At 74.0% G+C, this 13022-nt stretch carries 9 protein-coding genes and 3 tRNA genes; 1 reads left to right on the top strand and 11 read right to left on the bottom strand.

The features are described from left to right. Nucleotides 1–170: 170 nt before the first annotated feature. The 6 genes from ACGFZP_RS00465 to ACGFZP_RS00440 all read right to left on the bottom strand — a co-directional run bounded on the left by ACGFZP_RS00465 (nucleotide 171) and on the right by ACGFZP_RS00440 (nucleotide 8582). Nucleotides 171–1016, bottom strand: coding sequence for a DegV family protein (locus ACGFZP_RS00465; protein WP_392927022.1), 846 nt, complete (start codon nucleotides 1014–1016; stop codon nucleotides 171–173). A 150-nt stretch (nucleotides 1017–1166) separates the two neighbouring features. Further along, a complete protein-coding gene (locus ACGFZP_RS00460) occupies nucleotides 1167–1970 on the bottom strand; it encodes a hypothetical protein (protein ID WP_392927019.1) in 804 nt (267 codons plus the stop codon). A 325-nt stretch (nucleotides 1971–2295) separates the two neighbouring features. Beyond that, a complete protein-coding gene (leuS, locus tag ACGFZP_RS00455) occupies nucleotides 2296–5193 on the bottom strand; it encodes a leucine--tRNA ligase (RefSeq protein ID WP_392927016.1) in 2898 nt (965 codons plus the stop codon). Nucleotides 5194–5416: 223 nt separating this feature from the next. Further along, a complete protein-coding gene (locus ACGFZP_RS00450) occupies nucleotides 5417–6733 on the bottom strand; it encodes a hypothetical protein (protein ID WP_392927013.1) in 1317 nt (438 codons plus the stop codon). A gap of 161 nt (nucleotides 6734–6894) precedes the next feature. After that, a tRNA-Ala gene (locus tag ACGFZP_RS00445) sits at nucleotides 6895–6967 on the bottom strand. A 175-nt stretch (nucleotides 6968–7142) separates the two neighbouring features. Further along, on the bottom strand, nucleotides 7143–8582 hold the full coding sequence (locus tag ACGFZP_RS00440; protein WP_392927010.1) for an MFS transporter: 1440 nt from the start codon (nucleotides 8580–8582) through the stop codon (nucleotides 7143–7145). Between the two features lie 102 nt (nucleotides 8583–8684). Between ACGFZP_RS00440 and ACGFZP_RS00435 the strand changes: the two genes are divergently transcribed. After that, nucleotides 8685–9602 carry a helix-turn-helix transcriptional regulator gene (locus ACGFZP_RS00435; protein ID WP_392927008.1) on the top strand — a complete coding sequence of 306 codons (918 nt, stop codon included), beginning with the start codon at nucleotides 8685–8687 and terminating at the stop codon, nucleotides 9600–9602. 73 nt (nucleotides 9603–9675) lie between these two features. On the opposite strand, the gene ACGFZP_RS00430 is transcribed toward ACGFZP_RS00435, so the two are convergent. The 5 genes from ACGFZP_RS00430 to ACGFZP_RS00410 form a co-directional block, all read right to left on the bottom strand. Next, nucleotides 9676–9748, bottom strand: a tRNA-Ala gene (locus tag ACGFZP_RS00430). 37 nt (nucleotides 9749–9785) lie between these two features. Then, a tRNA-Ala gene (locus ACGFZP_RS00425) sits at nucleotides 9786–9858 on the bottom strand. A gap of 117 nt (nucleotides 9859–9975) precedes the next feature. Continuing rightward, the gene (locus ACGFZP_RS00420) at nucleotides 9976–10623 is read right to left on the bottom strand and encodes a histidine phosphatase family protein (RefSeq protein WP_392928277.1); all 648 of its coding nucleotides are present in this window, start codon (nucleotides 10621–10623) and stop codon (nucleotides 9976–9978) included. Further along, on the bottom strand, nucleotides 10620–11093 hold the full coding sequence (rsfS, locus tag ACGFZP_RS00415; protein WP_392927006.1) for a ribosome silencing factor: 474 nt from the start codon (nucleotides 11091–11093) through the stop codon (nucleotides 10620–10622). Before rsfS ends, ACGFZP_RS00420 begins: the two co-directional genes overlap by 4 nt. Nucleotides 11094–11246: 153 nt before the next feature. After that, nucleotides 11247–13010 carry a LytR C-terminal domain-containing protein gene (locus ACGFZP_RS00410; protein ID WP_392927004.1) on the bottom strand — a complete coding sequence of 588 codons (1764 nt, stop codon included), beginning with the start codon at nucleotides 13008–13010 and terminating at the stop codon, nucleotides 11247–11249. Nucleotides 13011–13022 lie beyond the last annotated feature (12 nt).

The raw sequence follows: 13022 nt of genomic DNA, 5'->3' as shown, positions 1-13022 counted from the left end.
AAGGGGGTTGTGGATAAGTCAGGTCACTCACACGAGCGAGGAGACCCGAGGCCGGTTGCCCCCGAAGCACGGCCCCACCCGCCGAAACGCCCCCGCCGCCCCGCCCACCGAACGCCCCCGCCGCCCCGCGTCGCCCCGCCCACCGAACGCCCCCAAGACGAGGCACCGCGTCAGCGCGGCGAGACCACCACGGCCAGCAGCCCCGGCCCCACATGCGCACCGATCACCGCCCCCACCTCGCTCACGGACAGCTCCCGCAACCCGGGCACCCGAGCCCGCAACCGCTCCGCGAGCGGCTCGGCGCGCTCCCCCGCCGCCAAGTGGTGAACGGCGATGTCGACCTCGCGCTCCCCCGCCTGCTCGACCGCGATCTCCTCCAGCCGGGCGATCGCCCGGGACGCCGTCCGCACCTTCTCCAGCGGCTCGATCCGCCCACCCGCCAGGTGCAGCAGCGGCTTCACCGCCAGGGCCGACCCGAGCAGCGCCCTGGCGGCACCGATCCGCCCACCCCGGCGCAGGTACTCAAGGGTGTCGACGTAGAAGAAACCGCTGGTCAGCGATGCCCGCCGGGTGGCGGCCCCGGCCACCTCGGCAAGCTCCTCACCGGCCGCCGCCGCCTCCGCCGCCGCCAGCACGGCATAGCCGAGGGCCATGCCCACCAGCCGGCTGTCCACCACCTGCACCGGCACCGGCGCCTCGGCGGCCGCCAGCCGGGCCGCCTCCACCGTGCCGGACAGCTCGCCGGAGATGTGCACCGAGACGATGCCGCGCGCCCCCGCCTCGGCGGCGGCGCGATAGGCGGCGGCGAAGGTCTCGGGGTTCGGCCGGGAGGTCGTCACCCGCTGCTTGCCGCGCAGCGCCTCGGCGACGTCCTTCGGGGAGATCTCCACCCCCTCGGAAAGCACCGTGTCACCGACCGCGACGCTCAGCGGGACCACGGTGATCCCGTGGTGGTCGACGGCCTGCTGTGGCAGGTAGGCCGTGGAATCGGTGACAAGTGCGAGGTCGGCGGGCATGAGCCGGAGGTTACTCCCCGTCCGCTCCGGATGACAGCGGCCGGAGAGCAGCGACCGGAGAGCAGCACCGGGCCCGGGCCGATCCGCCGAACGCCCAGGGCCCGGCCGACGGCGACGCCCGGCCCCGAAGGCCGGGCCGAGCCGTCCCGGTCAGCCGGCCGAGGACCCCGTGCTCGGCTTGCGCAGCCGCTGCGCCAGCCGGGACAGCGGGTCCGCGAGGCCCAACAGCTCCTCGGCGCTGGGCCGTCCGCCCCGTCCGTCGGTCAGCCCGGGCCGCACCGCCTCCTCCCGCGCCGCGGTCCCGGTCTCCGCAGCCCCGACACCGCCCGCACCCCCGGCACCGCCAGCACCACCGACGCCACCCGCACCGCCTGCGCCACCGGCAGGGGCACCCGCCCCCGAGGTGTCCCAGTGCCGCAGCGCGCCGGCCTCGCTCTCGCACTCCTGGCTGAGCCGGCTCAGCTCGTCGTCCGCGAACCGGTGCATCCGGTCCTGGGCCGCCCACCGCATGGTCTCGGCGGAGTGGGTGATCCGGTCGGCCCGCTCCCGCAGCTCCGGCAGCTTGGCCGCGATCCGCCCGGTGTCGGGCTCCCGCTCCAGGATCCGCAACTCACCGTCCAGCTCGGCCGCGTGGGCGTCCAGCCTGGCCAGCAGCACCAGCGACTCGCCGAGCTGGCCGTCCTGGGCGAGCCCGCTCTCCAGCACCTGCCGGGTGCCGTCCAACGAGGTCCGCAGCCCGAGCCGGACGGCGGAGATCTGCCCCTGCGGCCCGGGCTTGGTGAACGTCTTCGCCTTGAGGGTGACGTTCTCCACCGCGCGCCGGGCGTTGGCCTCGTGCCGCTCCACCTTCACCGCGACCGCCTTCGCCGCCTTGACCGTGCCGACCACGGCCAGGGCCAGCGCCGCCAACCCGAAGAGCAGGGCCAGGCCGATCATCACGCCGAGCACGTCCATCACGAGCCACCTTCCACCAGCCGAACCGGCCCCCACCGGGCCCAACGCGGGCCAGCCCGCCGAGGGTTCCACGGTAGCCGCCGAGCACGCTCCGAGGCAGGCCGAAGGGGCCCCGGCACCGGAGATCAGGGACAGATCGGGGTTCTCACCCAGAGTCCTCCCCCGGGCAGGCCGGGCACAACCGCAAGGCCGTCGCGGCAACCAGCCGGACAACCCACCCCGGTCCGAGCCCGGACAGCAGCACACGCGAACCGCGGAACCCCCGAAACGGCAGAGGGCCGGGCGGCGCCACGACGACGCCACCCGGCCCCCGAACAGCCGCCCGTCAGCCCGTGACGATGTTCACCAGCTTCGGCGCCCGCGCGATCACCTTGCGCACCGGCGCGTCACCGATCGCGGCCACCACGGCCGGGTCGGCCATGGCCAGCGCCTCCAGCTCGGCGTCGGAGATCGACGGCGGGACCTCCAGCCGGGCCTTGACCTTGCCCTTGATCTGCACGACGCAGGTCACCGCCTCGTCCACCACGTACGCCGGGTCGGCGACCGGGTAGTCGGTGTGCGCCAGCGACTCGCCGTGGCCCAGCCGGCGCCACAGCTCCTCGGCGATGTGCGGGGCCAGCGGGGCGACCATCAGCACCAGCCGATCGGCCACCTCGCGCGGCGTCGACCCGCGCTTCACCAGGAAGTTGTTCAGCTCGATCGCCTTGGCGACGGCCGTGTTGAAGCGCAGCCCGGCCATGTCGCCGCGGATGCCGTCGATGGCCTTGTGCAGCGCCCGCAGGGTCGGCTCGTCGGCCGGCTCGTCCGCGACGACCAGCTCGCCGGTCGACTCCGAGACGATGTTGCGCCACAGCCGCTGCAGGAAGCGGTACGAGCCGACCACCGCGCGGGTGTCCCACGGACGGGAGACGTCCAGCGGGCCCATCGACATCTCGTACAGGCGCAGCGTGTCGGCGCCGTACTCGTCGGCGATCTCGTCCGGGGCGACGGCGTTCTTCAGGGACTTGCCCATCTTGCCGGCCTCGCGCCTGACCGGCTCGCCCTCCCAGAAGTAGCCGCCGTCGCGCTCCTCGACCTCGGCCGCGGGCACCGGGAAGCCGCGCTCGTCGCGGTACACGTCCGCGGTGATCATGCCCTGGTTGAACAGCTTGTGGAACGGCTCGACCGAGGAGACGTGGCCCAGGTCGTGCAGCACCTTGTGCCAGAAGCGGGCGTACAGCAGGTGCAGCACGGCGTGCTCCGCGCCGCCGACGTACAGGTCCGCGCCGCCGGCCGGCTTCTCGGCCGTCGGGCCCAGCCAGTACCGCTCGTTCGCCGGGTCGACCACCCGCGCGCCGTTGGCCGGGTCGATGTAGCGCAGCTCGTACCAGCACGAACCCGCCCAGTTGGGCATGGTGTTGGTCTCGCGGCGGTACGTCCTGACACCGTCGCCCAGGTCCAGCTCGACGTTGACCCAGTCCTCGTTGCGGGACAGCGGGGTCTTCGGCGAGGAGGTGGAGTCGAACGGGTCGTAGGTGTGCGGCGAGTAGTCGTCCACCTCGGGGACCTCGACCGGCAGCATCGACTCGGGCAGCGCGTGCATCACGCCGTCCTCGTCGTAGACGATCGGGAAGGGCTCGCCCCAGTACCGCTGGCGGCTGAACAGCCAGTCGCGCAGGCGGTAGTTGACGGTGCCCTCGCCGATGCCGTGCTCGGCCAGCCAGGCGGTGACGGCGGCCTTGGCGTCGACCACGCTCAGGCCGTCCAGCGAGATGCCGTTCTCGGTGCCCTCGTCGTGCGCCGAGTTGACGATGACGGAGTCGTAGGTGTCGAACGCGTCGTCCCAGCCGTGCGGGTCCTCGCCGCGGCCGTCGGTCGGGCCGACCACGCAGCGCATCGGCAGCTCGAAGGCCCGGGCGAAGGCGAAGTCGCGGTGGTCGTGGGCCGGGACGGCCATGATGGCGCCGGTGCCGTAGCCCATCAGCACGTAGTCGGCGACGAACACCGGGACGGGCTCGCCGCTGACCGGGTTGGTCGCGTACGCGCCGGTGAACACACCGGTCTTGACCTTGGCCTCGACCTGGCGCTCGACGTCCGACTTGGCGGCGGCGGTCGCGCGGTACGCGGAGACGGCCTCGGCGGGGGTGGCGGCGCCGCCGGTCCACTCCTCGCGGGTGCCGGCCGGCCAGGCCGCCGGGACGATGGAGTCGACCAGGCCGTGCTCGGGCGCCAGCACCATGTAGGTGGCGCCGAACAGGGTGTCGGGGCGGGTGGTGAAGACGGTGATCTTCTCGTCGGCGCCGACCGCGAAGTCGACCCGGGCGCCCTCGCTGCGGCCGATCCAGTTGCGCTGCTGCAGCTTGATCGCCTCGGGCCAGTCCAGCAGGTCCAGGTCGGAGATCAGGCGGTCCGAGTAGGCGGTGATGCGCATCATCCACTGGCGCAGGTTCGACTTGAACACCGGGAAGTTGCCGCGCTCGGAGCGGCCGTCCGCGGTGACCTCCTCGTTGGCCAGCACCGTCCCCAGGCCGGGGCACCAGTTGACCGGCACCTCCTTGGAGTACGCCAGCCGGTACTCGCCCAGCACGTCCTCGCGCTCGGCGGCGGACAGCGCCGCCCAGGCGCGGCCGTCCGGGGTCGGCTGCGCGCCGGACTCGAACCGCTCGACCAGCTCGGCGATCGGGCGGGCCCTGCCGGCCTCGGTGTCGTACCAGGAGTTGAAGATCTGCAGGAAGATCCACTGGGTCCAGCGGTAGTACTCCGGGTCGATCGTGGAGATCGAGCGGCGCGGGTCGTGGCCCAGGCCCAGCCGGCGCAGCTGGTGGCGCATGTTGGCGATGTTGGCCTCGGTGGAGACCCGCGGGTGGGTGCCGGTCTGCACCGCGTACTGCTCGGCGGGCAGGCCGAACGCGTCGTAGCCCAGCGTGTGCAGCACGTTGTGGCCGGTCATCCGCTGGTAGCGGGCGTAGACGTCGGTGGCGATGTAGCCCAGCGGGTGGCCGACGTGCAGGCCCGCACCCGAGGGGTACGGGAACATGTCCATGATGAAGCTGTGGGGCTTCGCGGCGACGTCACCGGCGGCCGGGTCGGCCAGGGCGCCGGCCGGGTTGGGGGCGTGGAACGTCCCCTCCTTCTCCCAGATGTCCTGCCAGCGGGACTCGATCTCCGCCGCCAGGGTGGCGCTGTACCGGAACGGCTCGGTGGCGGCCTCGGCCGCGCCGGAGGCAGGGGTCGTCTCGCTCATGATCCTTCAGGCTCCATCGATGTCGGTTGGCGAACCGGCGCACTCGGCCGGCTTCGGCGGGCAGCCGGGGCGGGAAACCCGGGCGGAAAACAAAAAATCCCCTCGCAGGAGGGGACGCCACGCCGACTCCGGCACCGCCCTGGGGGCGCAGCCGGTCCTGGTCAGCGCGGCCGGCTAAGGAGCAGGCGCACGGTTCGCATGGGCTCAGGGTACCGCAAGGGGGTCAGGCCTCTCCCGGCGATACCAGCCGGGAGGCCGCGTCGAAATCGCGCAGCGCCCGGGCGACCCGCTCGGACTGCATCCCCGCGGCCAGCAGCCGCGCCCGGTCGGCGGTCCTGGCGGCCTCCCCCCGGTCGCCGGCCCGTCGGTGGGCGTCGGCCAGCCGGACCATCAGCAGCACCCTCGCCCGGGCCCGGCCGGGGCCGAGTCCGGCCACCGCCTCGGCCAGCAGGGCGCGGGCGCGGGCGAGCTCGCCGAGGTGGAGGTACCCCTCCCCCAGCATGCCCGCGAGGTCGGCCCTGACCTCCGGGTCCGCCGGGGCGTCCGGCGGGCCGCCGGCCAGCGCCGCGAGGGCCCGCCCGGCGGCCGCCTCGGCCTCCTCGCCCTCGCCGCGGCGGCCGTGCGCGCGGGCGATCCGGCCGAGCTGCAGCGCCCGGTCGGCCGCGCCCAGGGCCGGTCCGGCCGCCTCCAGGGCGGTGGCGAGCATGGCGATCGCGTCCAGTCCGCGCCCGCCGGGGCTGTGGGTGGCCAGCACCACCAGGCACCCGGCGACGGCGACCCCGAGCCGGGCGTCGCCGCAGACGTGCGCGGCGCGCAGCGCGGCCGCGAACGCCCGCTGGGCCACCGCCTCGTGGCCGAGGTCGTAGCCGGCCCAGCCGACCAGCCGGGCCAGCCGGCTCGCGGTGCCGTACAGCTCGCGCCCGAGCGCCTCGTCGTACGCGCCGAGCTCCAGCAGCTTGGCGACCATGGCCAGTTCGGCCCGGGCCGGGCCGAGGACGAGCCCGCCGCCGCAGGCCCGCTCCAGGCGCAGCTTGCTCTGGTAGGCCAGCCCGAGCTCGCCCACCAGGGCGGGGTCGATCCGCAGGGCGCCCTCCCCGCCCCCGACGGGCGGCGGCGGGGACACCAGCCGGCGGGCGGCCTGGTCGAGGTCGGCGCCGCGGAACAGGTCGGTGAGGCGGACCGGGCCGGCGTCGGAGGCCGCGTCCCGCAGCGCGGTCTGCGCGGTGTCGGCCGTCCACGGGTCGCCGAGCAGCCGGGGCGAGAGGATCTTGGCGCCGCGGTTGCCGCCCATCCGGCCCCAGAGCTGCTCGTAGGTGACGGCGATGCCCAGGGTGCGGCTGAGCACCTCGCAGACCGCCTGGTCGTGCGGGCTGCGCGGCACCATGCCCCGGTCGCGCCACTTGTAGGGGGCGGTGGAGCTGATCGCGAGGCCCGGCGGCAGGGTGAGGTTGACCTCGCGGGCCAGCCGCTCCGGGTTCCAGCCGAGCCGGTGCAGTATCCGGGCCAGCTCCTCGTTGCGCCTGCGCTCCAGATCGGCCATGCGACGACGGTAGCGGTCGCTCCGACCGCGCCGCCGCCGCACCGGGGAAAACGGCGCACCCCGCAGAGCCGCGCGGAACACGCGCAGAACACCCACGGGACAACCGGGCCGCGGAAACGCCGAAGACCGCCTCCCGAATGGGAGACGGTCTTCGATTCCTGTGGAGCTACGGGGAATTGAACCCCGGACCTCTTGCATGCCATGCAAGCGCTCTACCAACTGAGCTACAGCCCCTTGACCTGCGGTGCCTCCGAAGGTTTCCTGCTGTTTCCCTCGGCGACATCGATTACTTTACACGGTCGAAGGGGTGCTCCACGAATCCGTATCCGGCCGGGCCCGCGAGCCGCCCGGACCGGCCCCAGGGCCCGTCTTCGGACCCCCGCCGGCGGGCCGGCGCCGGGGCGCGCACCTACCCCGCCACCCGCCGGACGCGGACGGCGAACGCGGCGGCCAGTGCCAGTGCCCCGGCGATCACCGCGAGGGTGACCTGCAGCGCGTGCCCGGAGGCGCCGGGCGTCGCCGGCAGGTCGACCTCGCCGAGGAAGACCGTGCCGAGCAGCGCGACCCCGACGACCTGGCCGAGCTGGATGACCGTCACCATCACACCGCTGGCGTCCGCCGCGTCCGCCGGGGCGACCCGGCCGAGGGCGCGGGCGAACAGCGGGGAGTAGGCGCAGCCCGCCACCAGCCCGAGCACGGCCGTCAGCACCAGCCCCCCGGCCCCGATCTGCGCACCGTCGCCCAGCAGCACGCCGAGCAGCAGGTAGCCGGGGGCGAGCAGGCAGCCGGCGAGGACCGGCAGCACGCCGTGCAGCCGCCCGGGCAGCCGGTGCCAGTGCAGGCTGGCGACGCCGAAGCCGACCGCGACCGGGGCGGAGCACAGCCCGGCCTGCAGCGCGCTGTAGCCGAGTCCGGACTGCTGGTGCAGGGCGAAGGCGAACATGAAGCCGGCGAACGCCGCCATGATCATGAACAGCGCGCCGGCCGCCGGGCGCAGTCCGGCGGCCGCCAGCACCCGCCCGGAGATCAGCGGCTGCCCGCCGCGTCCGGCGATCCGCCGCTCGACCAGCAGGAACAGGAGGGCCAGCAGCCCGCCCGCCGCGAACACCGCCCAGCACCAGGCGGGCCAGCCCAGCTCGCGGCCGAGCACCAGCGGCACCACCAGTAGGCCGAGGGCGGCGCCGAGCACCACGAGGCCGGGGACGTCGAAGCCGCGGCTCCGGTCGCCGGGCAGGGCCGGCAGCAGTCGCGACCCCGCCGCGAGCAGGGCCAGCCCGATCGGCACGTTGACCAGGAACACCGGGCGCCAGCCCGTGCCGAACAGGTCCGCGCTGACCAGCACGCCGCCGAGCACCTGGCCGACCGCCAGGCCGCCCGCCAGCACCGCCGAGTAGAGGCCGAGCGCCCGCACCCGGGCCTGGCCCGTGAAGGTGCGCTGCACCAGGCTCATCACCTGCGGCACCATCAGGGCCGCCCCCGCGCCCTGGAGCAGCCGGAAGGCGATCAGCCAGCCGGTGGTCGGGGCGAGCCCGCAGGCCAGCGAGGTGGCGGTGAACGCGGCCAGGCCGAGCTGGAACAGCCTGCTGTACCCGTAGCGGGCGCCGAGCCTGGCCCCGGTGATCAGCAGGACCGCGTACGCGATGGTGTAGCCGGCGATGACCAGCTGGAGGGCCGCACCGGAGGCGTGCAGGTCGGTCCGGATGGTCGGGACGGCGACGTTGACGATGGAGGCGTCGAGCACGGCCATGAACTGGCCGCCGAGGATGAGCGCGAGAAGCGGGCCGGGCCGGGTTGCCGCGGCGCCCTTCGTACGACCGGCCACGCCCGGCCGGATCTGAGTGTCCGTCATGGATCCAGCCTCACCCAAAGCTGGTACTGGTGGTTAGAGCCTGGTGATCCTGGTACTGGCAGCACCTGTCTGCCCGGCGCGCCCTGCGGCACGATGAGGGGCATGACCGTCCTGGACGAACCCCCGACCGCCCCGACCGCCCGCGGACCGCGCCGACCGGACCGCCGGCGGACCGAGCTGGCCGGGTTCCTGAAGGCCTGCCGGGCCAGGGTCGCACCCGAGGACGTCGGCCTGCCGCCCGGCCTGCGCCGCCGCACGCCCGGGCTGCGCCGCGAGGAGGTGGCGCAGCTCGCCGGGGTCGGGGTGACCTGGTACACGTGGCTGGAGCAGGGCCGTCCGATCAACGCGAGCGAGCAGGTGCTGACGGCGGTGGCCCGGGCGCTGCGGCTGGACGCCACCGAGCGGGAGCACCTGTTCCGGCTCGCCGGGGTCTCCGCGAGGCCGCAGGCGCAGCCGGACCCGTCGATCCTGGACCCGTCCACCCAGCTGATCCTGGACGCGCTCATGCCGCTGCCGGCGGCGGTCTCCAACACCCGCTTCGACGTGCTGGCGTTCAACCCGGGGTACGAGGCGCTGTTCGCCGCGAGCCGGGCGAGGGCCGGCGACTGGCAGTTCAACAGCATCTGGTGCACGGTCACCGCCCCGCCGTGCTGCAACCCGTTCCTCAACCGGGCCGACGCGCTGCCGCAGATGGTCGCCGTGCTGCGGTCCGCCTACGGCAAGCACGTCGGCGAGCCGGCCTGGGAGAAGCACGTCCAGGAGCTGGCCGCGCGCAGCGGGGAGTTCCGCGAGCTGTGGGCCCGGCAGGAGGTGGCACCGCCGCGCACCTCGCTGCGGGTGTTCCGGCACCCGGTCGTCGGGGTGCTGCGGGTGAACGCGTCCTACCTGACCATCCCGGGGGTGCCCGAGACCTACGTGGTCGTGTACACCCCGGAGGGTCCCGAGGACCGCGAGCGGATCGAGCGGCTGGCCGCCCTGCCCGCCGGCGGCTGGACCAACGACTGCGACCACCTCGGCTGACCCGGCGGCGCGGCGCCGCGCCGGAAAGCGGAGAAGGCCGCCACCCGGTGGGTGACGGCCTTCTCGTCTGTTGTGGAGCTACGGGGAATTGAACCCCGGACCTCTTGCATGCCATGCAAGCGCTCTACCAACTGAGCTACAGCCCCGCAACACGCACGGCCCTCGCGGACCGCAGGTGCGGAGTGGAGCTACGGGGAATTGAACCCCGGACCTCTTGCATGCCATGCAAGCGCTCTACCAACTGAGCTACAGCCCCGCACTCACCGGATTTCCCGCTTCCCTTCCGGGCCGCGTTTCCTCCGTGCGAACGAGGAAGACTCTAGCTGGTCAGGCCCGGAACTGCGAAATCCGCCCCCGCAGACCACTCAGCACCTCAGGTGTCGTCGCCGATGACCGGCTGCGGCAGCGTGCCCGCGTTGTGCTCCAGCAGGCGCCAGCCGCGCGCGCCCCGGCCGAGCACCGACCAGCAGCAGTTGGACAGGCCGCCGAAGCACTCCCAGAGCTCCGGCTCCATGCCGAGCAGCCGGCCGAGCATGGTGCGGATGGTCCCGCCGTGGCTGACGACCACCAGGGTGCCGTCCTCCGGCAGCTTGCCGACCGCCTCCAGCACCACCGGCACCGAGCGGTCGGCCACCTCGGTGGACAGCTCGCCGCCGCCGCGCCGGACCGGCTCGCCCTGCGCCCAGGCCGCGTACTCCTCGGGGAAGCGCTCGCGGATCTCGGCGTTGGTCAGGCCCTGCCAGGAGCCCGCGTAGGTCTCGCGCAGGCCCTCGTGGTGCTGCACGTCCAGGCCGGTGACCCGGGCCAGCTCCTCGGCGGTGCGCCGGGCCCGCTTGAGGTCCGAGGACACCAGCAGGTCGGGGCGCAGGCCGGAGAGCAGCCTGGCCGCCCGCTGGGCCTGCAGGACGCCCTGGCCGGTCAGCTCGATGTCGGTGCTGCCCTGGAAGCGCGATTCGAGGTTCCAGGAGGTCTGGCCGTGCCGCCAGAAGACGATGCGCGGACCCCGCGCGTCCCGGCTCAGCTGTAGTCCTCGGCGCCGAAGTCGTCGGCCGGGGCCACCTCGGCCGGGGCGACGGCGTTGCCGGCCGCGTCGGTGTGCGCGTCCTCGGGACGGTTGCGCGTGGCCAGCGCGTCGGCCGGCAGCGGCAGCTCGGGGCAGTCCTTCCAGAGGCGGTCCAGCGAGTAGAAGGAGCGCTCCTCGGCGTGCTGGACGTGCACCACGATGTCCAGGTAGTCGAGCAGGATCCAGCGGCCGTCGCGCTCGCCCTCGCGGCGGACCGGCTTGACGTCCAGCTTCTCGCGCAGCTGGTCCTCGATCTCCTCGGCGATCGACTTCACCTGGCGGTCGTTGTTCGCGGAGGCGATCAGGAAGGCGTCGGTGATCGACAGCACCTCGCTGACGTCGAACGCGATGATGTTGTGCGCCAGCTTGTCGGCCGCCGCCTGGGCGGCGACGGTGATGAGTTCCTGGCTGTGCTCGGTGGCGGTCACTATGTTCTTCCGGCTCGGCGGCTTGGGGGTCGCCCCCGGCGCTCGGCCGGGGATCGCCTTCCAGGATCTCACGCCGCCGCGGCGGCCCCGGAACCGTTTTCCCGGGGCCGCCCGCGGGTGACCGGCCACCGGCCGGTCACCGCACGGTGCGGGTCACTGCGCCTTCGGAGGCTGGTAGTCCTTGCCCAGGACGACCAGCAGGTCCGCGTTCTGCGGGTCGGTGACCTTCTTCGCCGCCGTCTCCGGCAGGTTGAGGCTGATCGCCAGCGACTTCGCCGCGGCCTGCCGGGCGTCGTCGGTGTAGCGGATCTCACTGGTCGGCTGCGCGGCCGTCTTCGTCCCGCCGGGGACGAAGGTGAGGCCCGCGTTCACCACCTGGACCTGGGCCGCGGCGGCCGCCTGGTCGTTGCCGCTGCCGTCCTGGATCGAGACCCTGGCCGCCGCGTCGCCCGCGGTGGCGGCCTTCAGGGTGCCGCCGAGCACCTCCTTGACCTGCTTGCCCGCCGTGGCGTCGTCCAGGGTGCCGTCCGGCTTCACCGGCAGCGCGGTGGTGCTCAGGTGCCCGTCCTTGGCCTGCTGGGCGAGCTGGGTGAGCACCCCGGCCAGTGCGTCCTCGGGCAGCGAGGGGTCGAGGACCGCGTTCATCCGGTGCACGTCGTCCTTGGCGTCCTTGAACTCGACCGGCATGGTGCGCACCACGGCGTCCATCACCTGGCCGAACCGGGCCAGCTGGGCGTCCCGGGTCTCACCGGGCGCCTGGAGGGTGGCGTAGGCGACCGCGGCCTTGCCGCTGAGCAGGGTGTTCTTGCCCGCGGCGGAGAGCGGCTTGCCGTCCGGCTTGCCGCCCTCGCGGGTCTCCGCGTTGGTGTCCACCCGGACCCCGCCGAGCTGGGCGACCAGCAGTTCCAGGTACGGGGTGTCCAGCCGCCAGGTGCCGGCCACCGGCGCGCCCAGCACGGTGGCCAGGCCCTCGCGGGTGGAGGACGGGCCGATGGCGTCCATCGCCTGGCCGAGGGTGGTGATGGGCGGGTCGTTCGGGCCGGGCAGCTTCAGGGTGTCGGGCAGCAGCAGCACCGAGCCCTTGTGCCCGGAGGAGTCGTTGACCAGCAGCGCGCTGGAGACCTTGCCCGTCAGGTCGCGCAGGTGGACCACGTTGACCTGGCGCGGACCGGCCGCGGTCGCCGCGGTCTGCTTCTCACCGGTGAACCAGAGGTAGCCGCCGGCCCCGGCGGCCGCGACGGCGAGCACCGCGGCGGCGCCGATCAGCCTGGTCCGCAGCTTGCGGCGGCGCTCGGCGCGCACCTCGCTGCGGGACTCGGCGAACTTCAGCCAGTCGATGACGTCCTCGGACTCCTCCGCCTCCTCGTCGACGAAGGTGAACTCGCCCGTCGGGTAGTCCTCCCCGGACGCCTTGGCGGCCCCGCCCCGGGCGGACCGGCTGCCGCCGACCTGCTCCGAGGGCGGCTCCGGCCGGACCGGCGCCTCGGCCGCGGGCCTGGGCGCACGCGGACGCGGCGGCACCGGTGCGGGTGCGGCCGGGGCGGGCTCCGGCTCGGCCACCACCGGCTGCGGCGCGGCCGCGTACTGCTGCGGCTGCTGCTGGTACGGGTCGTAGGCCTGCTGGAACCCCTGCTCCTGGTAGCCGTACCCGCCCTGCTGGTACTGCTGCGGCACGGGCTGGCCGTACTGGTCGTACTGCTGCTGCTCGTAGGGCTGCTGGTACGCCTGCTGCTGGTACTGCTGCTCCTGGTAGCCGCCGTACTGGTCCTGCCCGTACTGGTCGTACTGCTGCTGGTACGGCTGCTGCTGCACCGGCTGGACCGGCTGCCCGTACTGGTCGTACTGCTGCTCGTAGGGCGGGTACTGCTCGTACTGCCCCGTGGACCAGTCGTCCTGCTGTCCCCTGCGATCGCTCATCCGTCGGCCCCT

The organism is Kitasatospora sp. NPDC048239 (assembly GCF_043202015.1).
Classification (GTDB): domain Bacteria; phylum Actinomycetota; class Actinomycetes; order Streptomycetales; family Streptomycetaceae; genus Kitasatospora.
This window is presented reverse-complemented; position numbering and strand designations above follow the sequence as displayed.

Coding starts and splice junctions, on each gene's coding strand:
- ACGFZP_RS00465 (WP_392927022.1), bottom strand. CDS start 1,016: ATGCCCGCCGACCTCGCACTTGTCACCGATTCCACGGCCTACCTGCCA.
- ACGFZP_RS00460 (WP_392927019.1), bottom strand. CDS start 1,970: ATGGACGTGCTCGGCGTGATGATCGGCCTGGCCCTGCTCTTCGGGTTG.
- leuS (WP_392927016.1), bottom strand. CDS start 5,193: ATGAGCGAGACGACCCCTGCCTCCGGCGCGGCCGAGGCCGCCACCGAG.
- ACGFZP_RS00450 (WP_392927013.1), bottom strand. CDS start 6,733: ATGGCCGATCTGGAGCGCAGGCGCAACGAGGAGCTGGCCCGGATACTG.
- ACGFZP_RS00440 (WP_392927010.1), bottom strand. CDS start 8,582: ATGACGGACACTCAGATCCGGCCGGGCGTGGCCGGTCGTACGAAGGGC.
- ACGFZP_RS00435 (WP_392927008.1), top strand. CDS start 8,685: ATGACCGTCCTGGACGAACCCCCGACCGCCCCGACCGCCCGCGGACCG.
- ACGFZP_RS00410 (WP_392927004.1), bottom strand. CDS start 13,010: ATGAGCGATCGCAGGGGACAGCAGGACGACTGGTCCACGGGGCAGTAC.